This is a genomic window from Pseudomonas plecoglossicida NBRC 103162 = DSM 15088 (genome assembly GCF_000730665.1).
Taxonomy (GTDB): Bacteria; Pseudomonadota; Gammaproteobacteria; order Pseudomonadales; family Pseudomonadaceae; genus Aquipseudomonas; species Aquipseudomonas plecoglossicida.
In genome coordinates this window covers 16036-35878 of sequence record NZ_BBIV01000024.1, presented here as the reverse complement: position 1 = coordinate 35878, position 19843 = coordinate 16036, and the positions used below count along the sequence as shown (strand labels likewise).

Annotated in this window: 17 protein-coding genes and 1 pseudogene; 7 read left to right on the top strand and 11 right to left on the bottom strand. The window is 62.7% G+C overall.

The window, feature by feature from the left end; translation table 11 throughout:
• Positions 1-8: 8 nt before the first annotated feature.
• From icmH to PPL01S_RS15320, 10 genes are all read right to left on the bottom strand, one after another.
• Positions 9-725, bottom strand: coding sequence for a type IVB secretion system protein IcmH/DotU (gene icmH, locus PPL01S_RS15365; RefSeq protein WP_016394660.1), 717 nt, complete (start codon positions 723-725; stop codon positions 9-11).
• The gene (gene tssK, locus PPL01S_RS15360) at positions 722-2065 is read right to left on the bottom strand and encodes a type VI secretion system baseplate subunit TssK (RefSeq protein ID WP_028625424.1); all 1344 of its coding nucleotides are present in this window, start codon (positions 2063-2065) and stop codon (positions 722-724) included. The genes icmH and tssK overlap by 4 nt, the downstream gene beginning before the upstream one ends.
• A complete protein-coding gene (gene tssJ / locus PPL01S_RS15355) occupies positions 2062-2793 on the bottom strand; it encodes a type VI secretion system lipoprotein TssJ (RefSeq protein WP_016394658.1) in 732 nt (243 codons plus the stop codon). The genes tssK and tssJ overlap by 4 nt, the downstream gene beginning before the upstream one ends.
• A gap of 19 nt (positions 2794-2812) precedes the next feature.
• Positions 2813-5410, bottom strand: a complete 2598-nt coding sequence (gene tssH, locus PPL01S_RS15350; protein ID WP_016394657.1) for a type VI secretion system ATPase TssH — start codon at positions 5408-5410, stop codon at positions 2813-2815.
• Positions 5407-6477, bottom strand: a complete 1071-nt coding sequence (gene tssG / locus PPL01S_RS15345; protein ID WP_016394656.1) for a type VI secretion system baseplate subunit TssG — start codon at positions 6475-6477, stop codon at positions 5407-5409. Before tssG ends, tssH begins: the two co-directional genes overlap by 4 nt.
• Positions 6441-8261: a type VI secretion system baseplate subunit TssF gene (gene tssF / locus PPL01S_RS15340; protein WP_028625425.1), complete on the bottom strand. Its 1821-nt coding sequence runs from the start codon at positions 8259-8261 to the stop codon at positions 6441-6443. The genes tssG and tssF overlap by 37 nt, the downstream gene beginning before the upstream one ends.
• Positions 8261-8743: a type VI secretion system baseplate subunit TssE gene (gene tssE / locus PPL01S_RS15335; RefSeq protein ID WP_028625426.1), complete on the bottom strand. Its 483-nt coding sequence runs from the start codon at positions 8741-8743 to the stop codon at positions 8261-8263. Before tssE ends, tssF begins: the two co-directional genes overlap by 1 nt.
• Before the next feature lie 27 nt (positions 8744-8770).
• Positions 8771-10273: a type VI secretion system contractile sheath large subunit gene (tssC, locus tag PPL01S_RS15330; protein WP_016394653.1), complete on the bottom strand. Its 1503-nt coding sequence runs from the start codon at positions 10271-10273 to the stop codon at positions 8771-8773.
• A 14-nt stretch (positions 10274-10287) separates the two neighbouring features.
• Complete coding sequence (gene tssB, locus PPL01S_RS15325; RefSeq protein ID WP_016394652.1) at positions 10288-10821, bottom strand: type VI secretion system contractile sheath small subunit; 534 nt, start codon at positions 10819-10821, stop codon at positions 10288-10290.
• Between the two features lie 64 nt (positions 10822-10885).
• The gene (locus PPL01S_RS15320; protein ID WP_016394651.1) at positions 10886-11635 is read right to left on the bottom strand and encodes a hypothetical protein; all 750 of its coding nucleotides are present in this window, start codon (positions 11633-11635) and stop codon (positions 10886-10888) included.
• 623 nt (positions 11636-12258) lie between these two features.
• Between PPL01S_RS15320 and tri1 the strand changes: the two are divergent.
• A pseudogene (gene tri1, locus PPL01S_RS15315) lies at positions 12259-13373 on the top strand (ADP-ribosylarginine hydrolase Tri1).
• A 47-nt stretch (positions 13374-13420) separates the two neighbouring features.
• Positions 13421-14122 carry a hypothetical protein gene (locus PPL01S_RS15310; RefSeq protein WP_016394650.1) on the top strand — a complete coding sequence of 234 codons (702 nt, stop codon included), beginning with the start codon at positions 13421-13423 and terminating at the stop codon, positions 14120-14122.
• A gap of 93 nt (positions 14123-14215) precedes the next feature.
• On the opposite strand, the gene PPL01S_RS15305 is transcribed toward PPL01S_RS15310, so the two are convergent.
• Positions 14216-14512: a hypothetical protein gene (locus PPL01S_RS15305; protein WP_028625427.1), complete on the bottom strand. Its 297-nt coding sequence runs from the start codon at positions 14510-14512 to the stop codon at positions 14216-14218.
• A gap of 670 nt (positions 14513-15182) precedes the next feature.
• Between PPL01S_RS15305 and PPL01S_RS15300 the strand changes: the two genes are divergently transcribed.
• Genes PPL01S_RS15300 through PPL01S_RS15280 form a run of 5 tightly spaced genes read left to right on the top strand, consistent with a single transcriptional unit; the run spans position 15183 to position 19839 of the window.
• Positions 15183-16157 (top strand): hypothetical protein, encoded by a 975-nt coding sequence (locus tag PPL01S_RS15300; protein WP_042156180.1) that lies wholly within the window; start codon positions 15183-15185, stop codon positions 16155-16157.
• A gap of 4 nt (positions 16158-16161) precedes the next feature.
• Positions 16162-16857: a hypothetical protein gene (locus tag PPL01S_RS15295; protein WP_028625429.1), complete on the top strand. Its 696-nt coding sequence runs from the start codon at positions 16162-16164 to the stop codon at positions 16855-16857.
• A 26-nt stretch (positions 16858-16883) separates the two neighbouring features.
• Positions 16884-18740, top strand: coding sequence for a type VI secretion system Vgr family protein (locus tag PPL01S_RS15290; RefSeq protein ID WP_028625430.1), 1857 nt, complete (start codon positions 16884-16886; stop codon positions 18738-18740).
• A 10-nt stretch (positions 18741-18750) separates the two neighbouring features.
• Positions 18751-19335 carry a hypothetical protein gene (locus tag PPL01S_RS15285; RefSeq protein ID WP_028625431.1) on the top strand — a complete coding sequence of 195 codons (585 nt, stop codon included), beginning with the start codon at positions 18751-18753 and terminating at the stop codon, positions 19333-19335.
• A 36-nt stretch (positions 19336-19371) separates the two neighbouring features.
• On the top strand, positions 19372-19839 hold the full coding sequence (locus PPL01S_RS15280) for a DcrB-related protein (RefSeq protein WP_042156179.1): 468 nt from the start codon (positions 19372-19374) through the stop codon (positions 19837-19839).
• Positions 19840-19843: the final 4 nt, after the last annotated feature.

The following is a 19843-nucleotide window of genomic DNA, read 5'->3' as shown; positions in this document are numbered from 1 at the left end:
AAGGGTGTTCAGGCACTGAACAGCTGGCGGATGTGTTCGGAAAGGGCGGCGACGTCCTTGTCCAGCAACCAGTCGAGCGTCAGGTACACGCCGACACAGACCAGTGCGATCAACCCCAGGTACACCCACAGCGGCACTTCGTGGCGCAGCATCTGCGACACCTGGTCGGGCAGGGCCCAGTCCGGCGACAGGGCCTTGGGCGGCTTGCGGTAGCGGGCGATGTCCTGGCCCAGGGTGTTGGCTAGGTAGCGCAGCTGGTCCTTCTGGCCGAGGCTGAACTTGCCTTCGAAGCCCAGGGCCAGGCACAGGTGGTAGACCTCCAGTACGTCGAGGTTCTGCTTCACGTCGCCGCGCAGCGCCTCGACCTTCTCGAAGAAACCTTCACCGGCCAGGTGCACGCCGAAGTAGCGGAACTGCAACGGTTGCAGCTCGAAGTGCTGGCGCAGGGCGTTGTTCTTGGCGCGCAGCACGCTTTCGTCGAGGAAGGCGCACAGCGCGTACTGGGTGTCCTTGACCTGCTCGACGCTGTAGTTGGCCGACCGCGCATCGCGCTCCAGGTTGGCGAAGAAGCGCTCGACGCTGCTCTCGAAGGCCGGCACCGAGGTCACCTCGCGGCCCTTGCGCACGATCAGCGCCATGCTGATGAAGTCCTGGACCAGGTCCTTGAGGGTCGGTTTTTCACTGGCGGCCGCGACGGCGCCCTGTTGCAGTACGGCTTCGGTCATTTGAGCACCGCCATCAGTTCAAGCTTGAGGTTGGTAAAGGCGCTGGGCGCGTAGAAACAGATGGTCTGGGCGTTCATCATTCGCTCGTACACATGGCCATGGGGCTCGATGGCGAAGTACTGGTTGTCCAGGCGCACCGGGATCGCGTTGGGCAGGCGCGCGGCATGGTTGAGGGTGACGCCGGGCATGGCGCTGTTGACCACCACCTCGATGTCTTCCGGCGAGCCGACCTTGACGGCCCGCGGCACCAGCTCCAGCAGGCTGGCACCGGGCATGTCGGCGTGCACCGAGACATAGAAGTCGGCCTCGGCCAGGCGCACATCGTGCAGCTGGCCTTGCCAGTACGACGGTTTGGTCTGGGTCAGCTTGATGACGATGCACTGGTTGGGCACCACGTTGTCGAGCATCACCCGGATCATCTCGTCGAGCTTCACCAGCGACGCCGCCGGGTCGTGGTGGTCGTATTCGGGAATGTCGCTGAGCTGGGTGTCCAGGGTGAAGGTCAGCAGCCCGCCGGCCAGGTCGGCAAGGAACAGGTACAGGCGCTCCGGGTGCAGGCGCGGGTGGGCCAGCAGGTGAGCCAGCTGCGGGTGGGCGCGGTTGACCGTGTTCAGCAGCCAGAACAGGGTGACGTCGCTGGAGCCGAACTCGGCGATCTGGTCGGCACGCTCGCGGCGCCGGCCGGACAACGCCTTGCTCTTGGCCTGCAGCGCGCCGAGCAGGCGCTTGGCGATGCCCGCCAGGGTCTCGTGGCAGCCCAGGTGCAGGGTAGGGTGGACGAAGTGCGGGTCGAGGTTGAAGCCGCCCATGCTGTTGCGCGTCAGCTTGGCCAGCGGGCAGTGGCTGTAGCCATCGAGGTTGTCGCCATCGACCAGCAGCACCACGTTCAGGCGCAGGCTGGTGATTTCGTTCTCCAGCTCACCTTCGTTGAGGTCGGGCAGGGTATCGAACTGCTTGCGAAAACGCCGTGCGGACTTGTGTTCCTGGCCATCCTCGACGTAGTTCAGGCCAAACGGCTCGGGCAGTTTGAGCGCGGCGTAGACCTTCAGGTCGTTGGCCTTGAGCAGGTCCTTGAGGTCGCGCGCGGCCGGCAGCGGGTCATGCTGCGGCGCGTCGTACAGGCTGCCGTCGGGAAACACCAGCTTCAGGCGCTTGAGCTGCAGCGAACCGTTGGCCAGGGCGTCTTCGTCCACTTGCAGCGCCTGCACGCCCCAATGGAAGGGGGTTGCGCGCAGGGTCGCCTCGGCCAGCTGGTGCTGGTGGAACTCATCCTGGTACTGGAAGTGCTGGGGCAGCAGGAACATGCCTTCCGACCACATCACCCGGCTCTGCTTGCTCATTTGACGCTATCCACTAGTGAATTGAAGGTTGAATCCATGGCCTTGCCGACCGACTGCCCGGCAGCGTCGGCGGCCTTGTCGACCACCGCGTCCTGCACCTTGTCGCCCAGGGTTGGCGCGCCGGCCGGCTGCGATTGCTGCTGCCTGGCCGCCGCCAGCTGGTCGGCGGTGGGCGGCTTGTTCAGCACGTCCATGCCGCGCACGGCGGTGATGTCGGTGTTGTCGACGAGAATCCGCAGGCCATCGGAGGAGAACCAGATGCCGTCCTTGCGCAGCGAGTCGGCATCGAAGGCGACCTTCCAGCGGGCATCCTGCTCATCGCGGAAGAACGCCGCCACGCCGACGTAGCGGGTGCTTTGCGCCAGTGGCCATTGGTCGATCTGGCCGATGCCCGGCAGCAAGGTGAGCTCGCGGGCGTCGATCAGGGTGTTGCCCAGGGCTTTTTCCGGCGCCTCCCAGAGGGTGTCGGCGTCGCTGGCGGCGAAGCGCTCGAGGTCGGTCAGCTGGTACACCCGCATCACCACCGACAGCGGCTTGCCGTCGGCGCCAGGGTTGAGCTGGTTGCCGCCATCGGCGGTGAGGATCACCTTCTCGCTGTCGGCCAGCATGTCGGCCGCCCAGCTGTCTTCCATGCGCTTGCCGATGCGGTCGCTGACGCCGCAGCCGGCCAGTGCCAGCAGCAGGGCTGCGGCGGTCAGGCGCTTGAAGGCGGGGTGTGGGGTGTACATCACGGTAAGACCTCCGGGTTCAGGCCAGGCGATAGGCGAAATCGCCATCGCTGCCCAGTTCGATCGTCAGGCGCTCGATCGGCGCGTCCTGCGCCATGCGTTCGAGCACGTGCTGGGCCAGCTCCGGCATCAAGGTGCGGGACAGGATGTTGTCGATGTTGCGCGCGCCGCTGTCGACTTCGGTGCAGCGTGCGGCGATGGCCTTGACCAGGGCATCGTCGTAGCCGAGCTCGGCCTGGTGGTTGCGGGCGAAGCGCTTGGCGATGCGCGCAAGCTTCAGGCCGACGATGCGTTCGAGCACCTGGTCCTGCACCGGGTAGAACGGCACGATGCTCAGGCGGCCGAGGAAGGCCGGCTTGAACACCCGGTTGAGCTCATCGCGCAGATCCTCGACGAGGGCTTCAGGCGCGGGCAGCACCTGCGCGTTGAGGCAGGTCTGCATGATCCGCTCGGTGCCGGTGTTGGAGGTGAGGATGATCACCGTGTTGCGGAAGTTGATCTCGCGGCCTTCGCCGTCGTCGAGCACGCCCTTGTCGAACACCTGGAAGAACAGTTCGAGCACGTCGGGGTGGGCCTTTTCCACCTCGTCCAGCAGCACCACGCTGTACGGCTTACGGCGCACTGCCTCGGTCAGCACGCCGCCTTCGCCGTAGCCGACGTAGCCGGGTGGCGAGCCCTTGAGGCTGGAGACGGTATGGGCTTCCTGGTATTCGGACATGTTGATGGTGATCAGGTTGCGCTCGCCACCGTACAGGGTGTCGGCCAGGGCCAGCGCGGTTTCGGTCTTGCCGACGCCGCTGGGGCCGAGCAGCAGGAACACGCCGATGGGCTTGTTCGGGTCTTCCATGCGCGCGCGGGAAATCTTGATGCGCTTGCCGATCTCGTGCAGAGCATGGTCCTGGCCGAGCACGCGCTCGCCGAGCAGGGCCGGCAGGCGCTGCACGGTGTCGATCTCGTCACGCAGCATCTTGCCCAGCGGGATGCCGGTCCAGCCGGCGATGACCTGGGCGATGGCGCCGGCATCGACCAGCGCGTGTACCAAGGGCTGGTCGCCTTGCACCTGGGCAAGCTCGGCGCGCAGGGCATTGAGCCGCTCGGCATCGGCGTCGTTGGCGGCATCCAGCGCCTTGAGCTGTTCGACCAGGGCCAGCTCTTGCTGCCACTGCTCGGTCAGTTGGCGTTGCTGTTGCTGCTCGGCTTGCAGCGCCGTCTGCAGCTCGCCCAGGCGACGGCCATGGTCGTGGCCCTTGCCGGCCTCGTGGTCAAGCACGGCGATTTCCGCCTGCAGATTGTCGATGTGCCGGCGGCAGTCTTCCAGCGCGCCGGGTTGCGACGACTGGGCCAGGGCGATGCGCGCGCAGGCGGTGTCGAGCACGCTGACCGCCTTGTCCGGCAGCTGGCGGCCGGTGATGTAGCGGTTGGACAGGCGCACGGCCTGCACCAGCGCTTCGTCCATCACCGCCACCTTGTGGTGTTCGCGCATCTTGCCGAGCAGGCCGCGCAGCATGTGGATGGCCTTGTCTTCGTCGGGTTCCTCGACCTTGACCACCTGGAAGCGGCGGGCGAGGGCGGCGTCCTTCTCGAAGTACTTCTTGTATTCGGCCCAGGTGGTGGCGGCGATGGTACGCAGCTCGCCGCGGGCCAGGGCCGGCTTGAGCAGGTTGGCGGCATCGTTCTGCCCGGCCTGGCCGCCGGAGCCGATCAGGGTATGGGCTTCGTCGATGAACAGGATAATCGGGTGCAGGCTGCGCTTGACCTCTTCGATCACCGCCTTGAGGCGGTTCTCGAACTCGCCCTTGACCCCGGCACCGGCCTGCAGCAGGCCCAGGTCCAGGGTGTGCAGCGCCACGTCCTTGAGCACTGTTGGCACGTCGCCCTGGGCGATGCGCAGGGCCAGGCCTTCGACCACGGCGGTCTTGCCGACGCCGGCCTCGCCGGTGAGGATCGGGTTGTTCTGCCGGCGGCGGGTGAGAATGTCGACCATCTGCCGCACCTCGAACTCACGGCCCAGCACCGGGTCGATGCGGCCTTCACGGGCGCTCTGGGTGAGGTTGACGGTGTACTGGTCCAGCGCCGGGGTCTTGCCGCCGACCTTGCCGGCCGCTGCCGGTGCCGCCGCCGGGCTGGCCAGCGGGGTGGCGAGCTTCGACTCGGCGCTGCCTTCGACCAGCGCGCTGAGGTTCAGGCGCAGGTCGTCGACGTTGATCTTCTCCAGCTCCGGCGCCGAGGCGATCACCACGCGGCGCAGCTCGGCATCGTCCAGCAGGGCCTGCAGCAGGTGCGCGCTGCGCACCTGGCCGACGCCGTACTCGATCGAGGCCAGCACCCAGGCCTGCTCGATCATGCGGGTGATGTGCGGCGACAGTGCCGGGGTGCGGGTGTTGCCTTTCTTGAAGGTACCCAGGGCGGTGACCAGCTGCGCCTGCAGGCGCTCGGCGACCACGTCGTAGTGGCGCAGGATCGGCGGCAGGTCGCAGTCGCTGTTGTCCAGCAGCTGCAGCAGCAGGTGCTCGACCTCGACGTCGTAGTGGTGCTCCGACAGGCACAGGGCCGCCGCGCTTTCGGTGGCCGTGCGGCTGGTTTGGTTGAGCTTGGCGAACAGAGACTTCAGGTTCACAAGGCGACCCCATCGTAAGGAATGTGGAAGACGGCGCAACGCGAAGGTTCTGCGTCGCGACCAGGGCGTTTGAGCCAGCCCAGCCAGCCCAGGGCGACGTTGCCGCTGCGGCCCAGCTGGGCACGCGGCACCGCTTCGCGCTTGAGGCGAGGGGCGATTTCGAAGTCGAGTTCGGCACCTATATAGAAGCGCACCAGCTCGACCAGCTTGCGGTAGTCCTCGGTGCCCGGCTGGAAACGCTGGTAGTCGGCCAGCGCCAACGGGCCCAGTTCGATGCGGATGCTCGACTGGTAGTCCCACACCCGGTTGCCGGCCACGGCGCTGTGGCCGAGCTGGGCGTTCTTGCGCCCCAGCTGGGTGCACTGCTCGGGCTGCAGGTTGAGCCAGCGGCCAGCGAACTGCCTGACCTGGATCGGCAGGCCGAAATAGAAGCCGAGCATGCGTTCGAGGTTCAGCGCGTTGCGCGGCTTCTGGCTGAGCAGGCCGGCGAAGTAGCTGAACAGTTCGCGGCGCAGCACCGGTTGTGGCTGTTCGAACTTCAGCGCCTGGGCACGCGGCCCCAGGCCCACCAGGTTGAGCAGGTAGCCGTCGAAGCCCGAGGTGCCGTTGCGCTCGTGCTCGATATGGAACTTGTACTTCTGCCACGCTTCGTAGAACAGCGTGGTCATGCGGTGCGAGAAGATGTCGAGAAACGCGTGGGCGGCATCGTCGCGGTATTGCACGTGGCGTTCCAGCAACAGCTCGGTATAAGGGCGCGGCAGCACGCCGGACGGCCCGACCAGCCCCATGAAGGTGACCTGCACTTCCGACAGCGGCAGCCCGGCCGGTGACACCTTGCCTTCGCGCTCGAAGTGCAGGTCGCTGACTTCGCTGGCGGGGAACGCCAGCGACAGCTGGGTGCGAAAACGCAGCGGGTCTTCGTGCGGCCGCGTTGCCAGGTCCATGCGGCCGGTGCGGCTGTAGTGCAGGCGAAGCAGACGCACCAATTGGAAGAATTCGAATCGGTGCGGCTCGGCTCTGGCCTGATCGATCAGACCAGGGGCTGATCGCCAGTACGTGCTGGCCATTGGACGACTCTCTTTTCTCGTTGTTGGGTGCGCAGGGTCAGTTGGGTGAAGCTGTTCATCGAGCAGTACTGGCCGAAGAAGTGGTCCAGCACCATGCCGAACAGGTACACGCCGCTGCCGGTGAACTGGCTTTCGTCGAAGGTCAGGGTGATGCCCACGCCGCGCACGAAGTTCGGCCGCGGGTGGCCGATCCGGGCGACCGTCGGCTCGCTGCTGATGGCCTTGATGCCGTTGATCTGTTTGCGGATGGCCGAGACGTTGCGGTAGTTGTACAGCGACAGCAGTTCCAGCAGCACTTCGCGGCCCTGGCTGACCAGCGACAGGTGGTTGAGCGACAGGTGCGCGATCAACCGCCAGATCAGGCCCTTGCCCAGCGGCACGCGCACCGTGGCGGTGGGCTTGCGCAGGCAGCGGATGTCCTTGATCACCGAGTTGGCCGGGATGTTGAAGTCGCCATGCTCGCCACCGAACGGCAGCATCAGCGGGATGTCGCGGTTGCTGCAGGTCAGGGTGATGCTCAGGGTGTCGCTGTTGCCGTCGATCAGCTCAAGGTCGCGGTCGACCACGCGGATGCTCATGGCGGTGGCGTCGCCCTGGTTGCGCCGGCGGGCGATCCAGAAGCTGTTGTGCGGGTCCTGCTCGCCACGCGGCTCGAAGAACGGCTGGCAGGTGCCGACCTGGTCGATGCCGCCGAGCTTGCGCACCCGGCGCACGCGGTCGATCGACACCACTTCGGCGGCGTTGTGCAGGCGGATGTCCGGAGTCACCGGGTATTCGTGCTGGGTGTGGGTGAGCTTGATCGGCTCGGCCTGCTGGCGGAACAGGTTGATGATCGGCGTGCAGTTGAGCTTGAAGTTGTTGCGCCCGATGTTCTGGGTCAGCCGCGCCAGGCGCTCGCTGAGGTCGTAGTCGTTGAAGTAGAAGTTGATCTCCACTTGCTCGATGGTCTTGCCCTGCAGGATGCGGGCAAACCCCGAGAGGTCGAAGAACATGAACTTGTCGGGGAAGGTGAAGTACTCGTGCAGCAGGCGATAGCCCAGGAACGAGCGCTCGGAGTAGTCCACCAGGCCTTCGTCGCGGGCATAGCCCACGGCCTTCAGGGCATCGCGTGGCAAGGCAACTTCACGCGGGCGGCCTTCGTCCAGGAAACTCAGGGTGGCCTTGGCCAGGTTGTTGAACAGCAGTTCGTACAGCTGCAGCATCAGCGTCGCTTCGCCATCGAGGAAGAAGCGCAGCCGGTCCATCTGCATTTGCCCGAACTTCACGTCGCCGGTGGCTTGCAGGCGAATGCGCAGGCGCGCCACCAGGTCGGCGCTGTGGCCGTTGAAGGCCGAGCGTTCCATTTCGGCGAACGAGGCCTGTTGCACGGCGATCGGCCACAGCTCCACCGGGTAGCAGGTGCGGAACTTGCACACCACGCCCTCGACGGCATTGGCCACCATCTCGGTGTGCCGGGCCACGCGGTAGGCCTCGGTGACTTTCTCCTGCTTGCCCAGGCTCAGCTCGGCGATCGACATCGACGGGGTAGGGCGCAGGTAGTGCGGGTACAGCACCTCGAGGAACGACTCGACGATTTCCGGGAACTCGTCGTCCAGCTTTTTATGCACCCGCGCCGACAGGAACGAGAACGCCTCGATCAGGCGCTCGGTGTGCGGGTCCTCGCAGTTGTCGCCCTCGATCAGCAGGCGCGAGGCGATTTTCGGGTACTGCGCAGCGAACTCCTGGCCGAGGAAGCGCAGGTGCGACAGTTCCTTTTCGTAGTAGGGCAGCAGTTCGTCGAGCATCAGTTGAGGTTCTGCACTTTGTATTCCTGGGTGTTGACCTGCAGCACGGCGTCGAACGACACCTGGCGGCTGATGTCCTGCAGACGCAGCACGGCGTCTACCCGGAAGGTCAACATGCGGTGGCCGTTCTGCTGGGCCAGCAGTTGTACGCGGACCCGGCGAAAACGCCGGTCGCCGGTGCTGATCGCCCGCTCCAGCTGCTGCTGGATGAGCCGGCGATCCTGCGGGTCGAGCACGCTGCGGCTGATGAAGTCGGGCATGCCGTATTCAAGGATGGAGCCACCGAGCTGGCTGAAGCCGCCGAGTTCGTCGGCGATCAGGGACTGGCGGGTATTCACCAGTACCTCCAGGTCGCGGACGATGCTCGCCTTGTATTCGGCCAGCGAACAGGTGCGCTGCACGGCAGGCTCGGCCGACTGGTACGGACGGTCGTCCAGCAGTCGGTCGAGCAGCGAAGGCAGCAGGCGGGCCTGGTTACTCATGTGTCATCCCTGTACACACGTGGCCGGTCAGCCGCGGGCGCCTTGCGGCAGTTCGGCGACCAGGCGCAGCGAGGCGGTCAGTTCGTCGAGCTGGTAGTGCGGGCGCAGGTAGGTCACGGCCTTGTACACGCCAGGCTTGCCAGGCACTTCGAACACCTCGGCGCGGGCTTCGCGCAGCGGGAACTTGGCCTTGGCCTCCTGGCTGGCGGTGTCGTCGAGCAGCACGTAGCTGGCCAGCCACTGGTTGAGGAAGCGCTCGACGTCCATGCGCGAGGCGAAGCTGCCGATCTTGTCGCGCATGATCGCCTTCATGTAGTGGGCGATGCGCGAGGTGGCGAAGATGTACTGCAGCTGCGCCGACAGGCGTGCATTGGCGTTGGCGATGTCGGTGTTGTACTGCTTTTGCTTCTGCGCCGACTGGGTGCCGAAGAACGCCGCGTAGTCGGTGCCCTTGCAGTGCACCAGGGGGATGAAGCCCAGGTCCGACAGCTCTTTTTCGCGGCGGTCGGTGATGGCGATTTCGGTCGGGCACTTGAGGGCGATTTCGCCGTCGTCGGTCTTGAAGGTGTGGGTCGGCAGGCCTTCGACCAGGCCACCGCCTTCCACGCCACGGATCGCCACGCACCAGCCATAGCGCGAGAACGCGTCGGTGACACGGGTGCCCAGGGCGTAGGCGGCGTTCATCCACAGGTACTTGTTGTGGTCGCGGCCATCGACGCTTTCGACGAAGTTGAACTCCTCCACCGGCGTGGTATCCGGGCCGTAGGGCAGGCGGCCGAGCACGTGGGGCAGGGTCAGGCCGACATAGCGCGAGTCTTCCGAGGCGCGGAACGACTTCCACTTGGCGTATTCGACGGTGTCGAAGATCTTCGCCAGGTCACGCGGGCCGGACATGTCGGTGAACGAGTCCCAGCCGAACAGCTCGGGCGAGGCTGCCGAGATGAACGGCGCGTGGGCCGCGGCGGCCACGTGCGAGATCTCTTCGAGCAGGTACATGTCTTCGGGGTTGCGGTTGAACTCGTAGTCACCGATCAGCATGCCGAACGGCGCGCCACCGAAGGTGCCGTACTCTTCTTCGTAGACCTTCTTGAACAGCGCGCTCTGGTCGAATTCGCTGGCGGCCTTGAGGTCGCGCACCAGGTCCTTCTTCGAGGCGTTGAGCAGGTGGATCTTCAGCGTGGTGCTGGTCTCGGTCTGGTCGACCTGGTACTTCAGGCCGCGCCAGGAGGCTTCCAGCTGCTGGAACTCACGGGCGTGCATGATCTCGTTCATCTGCTCGGAGAGCATCGTGTCGATTTCGGCGATGCGCGCGTCGAGCACGGCGATCAGGTCCTTGCTCGGCGTCATCTCGCCTTCGAGCACCTGGTTGACCAGCTCGCCGATCAGGTCGCGGGTGCGGCTGCGCTCGGTGTCGGAGCGGGCCACGCGGCTCTGCGAGATGATGCTGTCGAGCAGCGAGGCCTGCGGGGCGAAGTTTTCCACCTCGACCAGGTCGCTGTCCTGCTGGGGGAGTGCTTGCTTGTCGGTCATCGTCTGGCTCCTGCTTACTCGTTGCCGTCGGTGGCGGGGACGGCGGCCTCGCGACCGAATTCCTTGCCCAGGGTTTTGAGCTTCTCGGTGTTCTGCAGCACGTCCATCAGCAGCTCTTCGAGCTTGTCGTTGCCGCCCATCTTGTTGCGCAGGTCAGCCAGCTTGTTGCGCACTTCCAGCAGCTTGCGCAGCGGCTCGACCTGCTTGACCACGTTCTGCGGCTCGAAGTCTTCCATGCTGTTGAAGTTCAGCTCGACGCCCAGCTGGGTGCCGTTCTTGGCCAGGGTGTTGTCGACGCGGTAGGTCAGGCGCGGCTTGATGCCCTTGAGCACGCCGTTGAAGTTGTCGCGGTCGATGAACACGAACTTGCGGTCCTTGAGCTTGGGCAAGGGCTCCAGCGGGTTGCCGGAGAAGTCGCCCAGCACGCCGACGACGAAGGGCAACTCCTTCTTCTCGATGGCATCGCCGATGTCCACGTCGTAGGTGATGTGGACCCGTGGCGCGCGAACGCGGTCGAGTTTGTGCTGGGTGCTTTCCTTCTTCGCCATCGTGATCTCCAGTGCGAGCGATTCGCTGCGAAACATGGCGCGGCCCGTTGACGGGCGACGCGCGTTACAGTCCTTCGATCGTCAGCAGCAGGCGCTGACGAATTTCGTCGTTCATTTCCAGGATGTTTTCGCGGCCCACCAGCTCTTCGAAGCTGGTGTTGCCGGCGATCTGCGTGCTGCTGCGGATGACCGCGTCGTCGGGCAGTTCCGAACGCACCGGCGCGCCGATGATGCAGAACGGCAAGTCGCCCAGGCCCTTGAGGCGCTCGAAGCTCAGGCCGAAGCGCAGGCCCTCGAACAGCCGGCCAAGGCCGGGCGACTTGCTCAGGCAGTAGAACAGCACCAGGTAGTGCACCACGAAGCGGTACAGCTCGGCGCTGCTGCGATTGGGGTCGTTGATCACGGCGCGAAAGCGCGCCAGCTCGAAGCCCTGGAAGCCGACCACCCAGCGCACCGGGCTGGTGATGCGGATGACCTGGCCGCTCTGGGCCAGGACCTTGTCGTATTCGAGCGGGAACAGTTCGGGGGTGGTGCTGATGAGGTTGAGCGGCACGTCCAGCTCGCTCACCAGCTGGAAGGGGGCGGCGGAGCCAATGCGCTCGTAGAGTTCGATGAGCGACTGGAAGTGGCCCTGGGTTTCGCGCCCGCTGCTGCGTTGCGCGCCCTGCAGGTATTCGCCGAACAGCGTTTGCGGACGGATCAGCGGGGCCACGGTGGCGAGGTAATCCGACGCCTGCGCCTTGAGCGCATCGGATATTGCCCGCGTCTGGCCGCGCAGCCTGATCAGTGCTTCGACGTCAAACGTCTGTGTCATCGGTACATCGTCCATGAAGCTTGGTGTTCGTCCCGTAACGCCGTTGGCGCGGACCTGAAACTCGGTGCTGGCACATGAATATCGTGTTGCCAGCAATGCCGTGTAGGGCAGCTCGCTTTAGGAGAAGTTCCAGCGAGGGGGGCGATTTTTTCCCTGTTTTGTGAACGGGTGCAATGGTGTCGCATTGCCATCGACGTGCGGTTGAGGGCGCGCAAAATCGGGGGTGACCCTTGCTGGCAAGGGCTCTGGGGCGGGAAAAAAGACCGAGAAAATGAGTTGGAAATTATTTTCAGAAAGGAGAAGTGGGTCTCGTTTTGCAGCGGCTTACAGGGCTTGGCAAAAGGCCATGCAATGATGGCAATGCGACGGAATACGGCGTGTTGAACGGGCTATGGCCAGGGCTGCGCCCTGGATCGCGGATGAATTCGCTCCTACCAAGGCCCCACAAATTTTGTAGGAGCGGATTTATCCGCGATGAACTCACCGCGGTGACGAATCCCTTCGCTGTACAGCCCTGATCACTAATCGAACCCATGCCACCCTGGTTCGCGTCATTGCCAGGATATTGCCGGGGTGCGCAGAATAGACGCATGGACGACAACCCCCCCATGCAAGGAGCCCGCATGATCGACCTCAGAAGCCCGGACGCCGCGCTGAGCGAATACGCGCAGCGCTACCACCACCTGCTCCCCGAAGTCTCGCCGCAGCTGCTGCGCGCATGGACTACATGCTCAAGCCCGACGCCCCCCGGCTGCCACGGGTAAAACCCGTCTGGCTGGACGACAGGCCCTGCACGCTTTCACCGGACCAGGCCCTCGACCGTGCACAAGGTGCTCTGCTGGGCCTGGCAATTGGCGATGCCGTGGGCACCACCCTGGAGTTCCAGCGCCGCGACGCGGGCCATGTTGACGACATGGTCGGCGGTGGGCCTTTCCGCCTGGCCCCTGGCGAATGGACCGACGACACCAGCATGGCGCTGTGCCTGGCGGATACCTACGCCACCCAAGGCAAATTCGATTTCGCGGGCTTCGCCGACGCCTTGGTGCGCTGGTACCGCCGGGGCGAGAACAGCGTCAACGGCCGCTGCTTCGACATCGGCAATGTCACCCGCAACGCCCTCGAAAGCTGGGAAACCCAGGGGCTTGCAGGGCCGATCAACCTTGAGCCCTCCGCCGCAGGCAACGGCTCATTGATCAGGCTTGCGCCAACGGCCATTTTCCGCCGCCATTCGCTCTCGGCAACCTGGCGCGAAAGCGCGACGCAGAGCAGGGTCACCCATGCCACCCAGGAGGTGCTGGACTGCTGCAACCTGTTCGGCGCCCAGTTGCATCTCGCGCTCAACTGCGCCGACAAGCACGAAGCGTTGGCGCCGAAGGTGCGGCCACTGCTGCCTCGGGCCAGGATCATCAATGCCGGCGAATACAAGCTCAAGTCACGTGAGCAGATTCGCTCTTCCGGCTATGTGGTCGACACGCTCGAGGCCGCCCTCTGGGCCGTGTGGCACACCGATAACTTCAGGGGTGCGATTCTGCTGGCCGCGAACCTTGCCGACGACGCCGACAGCGTGGCGGCCACGGCGGGGCAACTGGCGGGGGCGTTGTATGGGGTATCGGGAATGCCGCCGGAGTGGGTGGCCAGGGTGGCCTGGGCGCAGCATATTCGAGAGTTGGCGACGCGGCTGTTCGAGGCATCGCCTCAAGCTGACGAGATGGACGAGCTGACTTACGACAGTGACTGATGGCCTGTTTCGTGAGCGAATGAAAGTTGACTGGGAAATAGAGTTTCATGATCACGACTGAGCGTTTCTTCGGGGGGATTTGGTCCTTCTGGTTTTTGCTGGTGATGTTTTCAGCATTCACACTGGGGGTGGCGCCAAAAATTGTCTTCGTGCCGATGGCCGTGGTGACGGTGATGGTGTTCTGCTGGTGTGTGAAATGCGCCTACCGTTCGGAACGCTTCGCTGATTACGCGTCGTTGTGTATCTGCTTCAGCTTGAGTGCCGGGCCGTTGATTGCCTTCATTCTTGCGTTGGCCATGACCTACAAGAAGGCCAGGATGGGCGGCGTGCAAGCCTTGGCGCTCAGCTCGCTGCCCCTGGTGCTGACCGCTCTTGCCTGTGCCTGGGCGCACGGGCGTAGAAGCAAAACCAGCGCTTGGGTGTTGCGCGGTGATCGTGTGGAAGTCTACGGGCAAGCAGAAAACGTGAACCCGTGGCTACTGGGCGGGCTGAGTGCAGGGTTGAGCAGCGTGCTGTTTCCGATGATCAAGGCCTATGACAAATCGGGGGCCTTCTTGTTGAGTGTGCTGACGCTCATTTCGTTGTATCTGGTTTTTTATCACCGCCACAACATCGCGGCTTTGCGGGCGTTGAAAGAGCGTGAGCGACGGGAGAAGCGCCATTACACGTTTTCGGATATCGAATATGTGCGGGGGTTGCGCGAGGCTTCGTGGCTGGCTCGGGTATTTGCGCGTGCAACCAAGCGATGAAAGCTGATTGAATCAAGTTCAAATCATGGATAGGGGCAGGGTGAGAGCAGCGAGCAACCTGAATTTGATGGGGCAGGGTGACTCATTGCTCGCTCAAACCCTTTTGAACGTGTCCCACAGCATTTGTCGGATGCTGTCGAGCTGAACGTTTGCTGTCACTCGCTCATCGGCAGTACCCGCATCGACATAGACATCAGAAAATCCCGATTTGGAGACTGCCAGCGTTCTATAGATCGAAGCTGCATCCTCCCACGCTGTTGCGGTTTGCTTCGACATGTCATGAAGAATGCTGATGATCGAGTTTATCCCTTCATCATACTGATAGCAGCGTTCGCTGTGATAGATGCACTTGAGCGCTTGCAATTGCTTGATGATTTCTGAGCTTGTCATGACTCCCTCACAAGAATTGATCTGGGTGTACGTGCTTTGGCAGGGTAGGGCTAAAGGCGAAGAAGTCTGATAGGTTCAGCGTCCATCGGCTTGAATGCATACGGCCTTGCCGTCAATGACTTTACATGGCCAATGGTCGTTAATGTAGTGGTCTGGTTTGAAGTACACGAGACGAAGCCACTGTGGAGAACGCTCGTGAAACGCATGGGGTTGATGTTAGTCATTGTTGAAGTTACGACTGTGACAGTCCCTGACAAGTTTTGATGCATAGGCAAAAGATGGCGCAATGCCATCTCATTCATAATGGCTAATACAAAAGTCAATTGATGGCAATATAATGTCATCGAGTGCTATTCATAGTTGACAGCGTCGCGCATTCCGGTGTTTCCTGCGCCCTCCACACTCTGCCGACAAATCCATTTGTGACCTGGTTGGCATTTTCAGGTTTTGTTGGGAACCTTTCGCTGCCGCATAGGTCGCAGCGCTTGATTCGTGGGCCCAACTGCGCAAGTCGCGCAAACAGGACTTTGACAAGGATTTCAGTGAGCATGGAGCTTTCTCCCCCAGCAGGCAACTGCGCTGCCGCCATTCGTCTTCACGCCCACGCACCCCAGCGATCAGCACGGAGGGCGGCGTGAACAGAGTCTATCCCTGTACCGCAGCCGATCCCATGGGCACCGGCGGGCAAGATGGCCTGCTCGGGCAGGGCGACTTGCCGTGGCCCAGCGTCGTCGCTGCCCGCACCTACGGCCGGCTCGACATCGGCGGTATCTACTCTGCCGATGACATGAGCGCCGCGGAATTTCTCATCGCCGAATTGAAATCGCCCGACAACGAATTGACTGCGGACGAGGCTGAGGAATATGCGCTGCAACTGCACACCCTGATCAGCAAGATTGAATCATCGGCCAAGGTAACCAAGGACCAGGTGCTGGCCCTCAAGGGAAAAGCCGAGGCGATCCCGATCGTCGGCCAGTTGTTGTTCGGTACGGCAAACTTGCCCGGAACAATTGCCAACGTGGGCGCCTTGATTCATGCCGCATCGATGTCCACGAAAGTTGAAAACCTACTGGGCATGACCGGTGACACCCGAAAGAAACTGAAGAAATGGGCGGCTTCGCGTGGGAAACCCAATAGTATCTCTGCCTCCCGCGCTTTGAAAGGGCGCCTGAAGTTGGTTCGGGTTGGCGGGAATCTGTACTTTGAGGTTCCCGCGAATACCAAGGCCAGTATATACAGGCTTTCCGGGGCTGTAGGGGGAAGTCATGCTCATATTCCGGCATTCAATACGGCCAAAGCTTTGCGCGCTACTGCCTATGTAGATGGTGCCGCGTACGGCAGCAGAGGGATTGGTTTAGCGCTGACCGGCAAAGTATCGGGCGGGGTGCTGGCGTTCGTGCCCCAAGCCGCCGTGGACTGGAATAACTCGACGGATGTTGCAGATTTCATAAAAAAATCTGCCTATAGCCAGCCTACCAACGGTCTGGCATTTGCGGCGGGTGTCGCCATCGGCATGGCTTCAGCACCGGCTGTTGTCGTTATTACGGTTTCAATTTTCGCGGGTTTAGCAATTCAACTTGCCATGAGTGACGATGGGTTGGGTTGGGGAACTGATCTCGGTAATTTCCTGACGGGCAAAGATTAACCTTATGTTTACTACCGAACGTTTTATTGCAAAAATTTGGGCCGCATGGATGTTGATTGTCATGCTTTCGGTGTTCATTGGTGGGGCAGTTCCAAAGATACTGGCCATTCCGGCAATTGTCGCTGTGATCGCGATGACGGTGTGGTGCATCGAGTGTGCCTATCGCACCGTGCGGTTTGTGAATTACGCCAACTTGCGCTTGTTTTTCAACTTGTCGTTTGCGCCGCTTTTCGCAACGATGGTAACGCTTATCATCGCTCACAAGAAAATGAAATTAGACGTACTTCCTTCTGTTGCTCTGGGCGTCGCGCCAATCGTGCTGGCACTGTTGGCCTACGCGTTGGCCTATTACTGGCGCAGCAAGAGCAGCGTGCTGCAGTTTCAGGGAAACCGCGTCGAATCCCGCGAGCCGCCGCAAAAGGTCCAATGGTGGCAGGCCGGTTTGTCTGCCGGCTTGAGCAGCTTGGCCTACCCATTGATGAAAACCAATGATGTACCCATGACCGGTCTGATCTACGGCTTTGTTTTCATTTCCTTGTTCATGATCTTCTACAACCGGGACAAGATCTCGGCGCTCAGGGAACTGAAGGCGCGGGAAGTGCGCGAGAACCGGCGTTACACCTTCATGGATATCGAAAGCATTCAGGACATGCGTGCCGCATCCTGGCTGGGCAGGCTGTTCGCCGTACGGGCGCGCTGATGTTCGCAACTGACAGGGAGTAGTTTATGTTGACCGACGTTCTTTCCATGCTCGCGCCCCAGAACAGGCGCCTGTTCAAGCTCAATATCCTGTCGCAGAGTGCCAACGACGAGTTTCTGCTCGAGCACTTCTCGGGCAGCGAAGCCTTGTCCAAGCTCTACGAGTTCGACCTGGCGCTGCTCAGCCACCAGAGCGACGTAAAGCTGAAATCCCTGATCGGCAGCCCGGCCACCGTTGAAATCGAATTGGCCGACGGTTCCTACCGCCACGTCAACGGTTACATCAACCGCTTCAGTACCCAGGGCAGCGATGGCGGCTATGTGCGCTACGCCGCCGTGCTGGGGCCATGGCTGTGGATGCTGACCTGCCGCTTCGACACGCGGATCTTCCAGGAAAAAACGGTACAGGATGTCATCAGCGAAGTGTTCGCCGGTTTCGGCTCGCTGGCCAAGTACGAATTCCGCCTGAGCAAACCGCTCAAGTCGCACAGCTACATCACCCAGTACCGCGAAAGCGACTTCAATTTCGTCCAGCGCCTGCTGGAGAACGAAGGGCTGTTCTATTACTTCGAGCACACCGCTGACTCACACCTGATGGTCATCACCGATGACTCCAGCACCCTGGTGCCATTGCCCGAACAACCGCAGATCCGCTTCCACTCCGCGTCGGTGACCGAAACCGCCGACTCGATCACCCAGTGGCAGGCATCCAGGCAGCTGCAGTCCGGGAAGATCGCCGTTCGCACCTTCGACTATCGCCAGCCGCGCAACTTCCTTCCGGTGACCATGCAAAGCCTCAACGATCAGGGCGACGTGGACCAGTTCGAGGTCTACGACTTCCCGGGGCAATACACCCACGGCACCTACGAAGACGGCGAAGCCATGGTGCGCAACCGTATCGAAGCGCTCGAACTGATGGGCAAGACCTTCTACGGTGACAGCAACTGCCGGGCCATGAAACCCGGCTACACCTTCGAACTGACCCAGCACTACGCCCACGACATGGGCGATGCCGAGAACCGTCAGTTCCTGCTGCTGAGCGTGGAGCACCGCGGCAGCAACAACTACATGACGGGCGACCAGGCCGGTTACCTGAACCGCTTCGTCTGCGTGCGCAAGAAGATCGCCTACCGCCCGCAGTTGAGCACCCGCAAGCCCTTGATCAACGGCCCGCAGACCGCCATCGTCGTCGGCCCGCCCGGTGAAGAGATCTTCACCGACGAGCTGGGCCGCGTGAAGCTGCAGTTCCACTGGGACCGCCAGGGCCAGTTCAACGACCACAGCTCCTGCTGGGTCCGCGTCGCCCAGTCCGGCGCCAGCGGCGGCTTCGGCAGCATCCAGATCCCTCGTGTCGGCGACGAAGTGGTGGTGGTGTTCCTCGACGGCAACCCCGACCGCCCGCTGATCATGGGCAGCCTGTACAACAGCACCAACAACCCGCCGTGGGCGTTGCCGGCGAACAAGACCCAGAGCGGCTTCCTGACCCGGTCGATGAAGGGCGACGGCGGTAAGGCCAACTTCTTCCGCTTCGAGGACAAGGCCGGCGCCGAGCAGATCATCATGCATGCCGAGCGCAACATGGATACCGAGATCGAGCTGGATGAGACCCATGATGTGGGGAGCAACCGGACGATTACCGTCGGTGGCGCGCATACGGAAACGATCAAGAAAGATACCGTCGTCAACGTCAAGGAAGGCTCTTACACCTTGCAGGTGGACAATCAGTTCATCCAGGTGTCAGCCAAGCAGCACATCATCCTTCAGGTGGGTGACAGCAGCATCACCCTGACCCCGGAAGGCGTCGAGATCAAGGGCAAGGTCATCGTCACCACCAGCACCGACACCACGCAAATCACCGGCGCCGCTGTGCGGATCAACGACTGAGGCCAGCATGGTGTACAAACCTTCGATCTACGACCGCATCTCCGCCAAGCGCGAAGCGCAAGAGGAGGCCGCACGCCTGGCCAAGTTGGCGGAAGCCGCCAAAGCGCTCGAGCCTGTACCGGAACCGGAACCGGTACCCGTCGCGCTGCAAGAGGTGGCCAGCGCGTTCACCTTTGCAGGATTCAACCTGCAGTTTCCGGCCGGTTTCCGTTTTCGCGACATCCAGACCACCCTCGAGCACGAAGGCGAGCCGGTCAACCTGCAGATTCGCCGCCGTGATGCGCGTGACGGGCAGCGCCTGGAGCAGCTGTTCGAGGCCGCGGTCGTCGCCTTGCGCGAATCGAACCCGCAACTGCGCGTGATTCGCCAGCGTGACTGCCACCTGGCAGGCAGCGCGGCCAAAGTCCTGGATTTTCATTTCAATGCCGGCCATGAACCGCGGCACGGCCGCTTGGTGGGCGCGCTGGTACCCGTCGAAGGCAGCAACGCGCTGCAATGGCTGGATATTTCCTGCGTGATCGACCCCTCCAGGCCGGTGCTGAGCCTATGGCTGGTGGAGTTCGACCTCATGCTTGATGGGCTGGCGCTGCGCTGACCCCAACGTTTTTTTGCTATCAGGAATTTTCATCGCATGGACTACGAGTTGCAGGAAGGCGGCATCGCACTGCCGCCAGGTTTCGAGGACCGCACGGTCAACATGTTCGTCTTGGGTGCCAGCGTGCCCGCGCCGTTGAGCATCACCATCTCTCGCGACACGCTGCTGCCGGACGAAACGCTGCAGGCGTATGTGGAACGGCAGATCAAGATGCTGACCTCCAAGCTGCGTGGCTACAGCCGCATGGGCAACAAGGCCGTCGCGCTCTCGACCACCGCGCCTATCCCCGGCATCCAGATCGACGCCTACTACCTCAACCAGGGCCGCCCGCTGTACCAGCGCCAGGCCGCCTTCATTGTCAGCCCCGGGCGTGCACTGATCTTCTCCACCACCGCCCAGGCCGACTTCAGCGCCCAGCAGAACCAGGACTGGGACAACCTGCTGGCCAGCTTTACCCCGCGCAACCCGGTCGTAGCCAACGCCGAGCCCGGCGAACAGGAGTAACCCC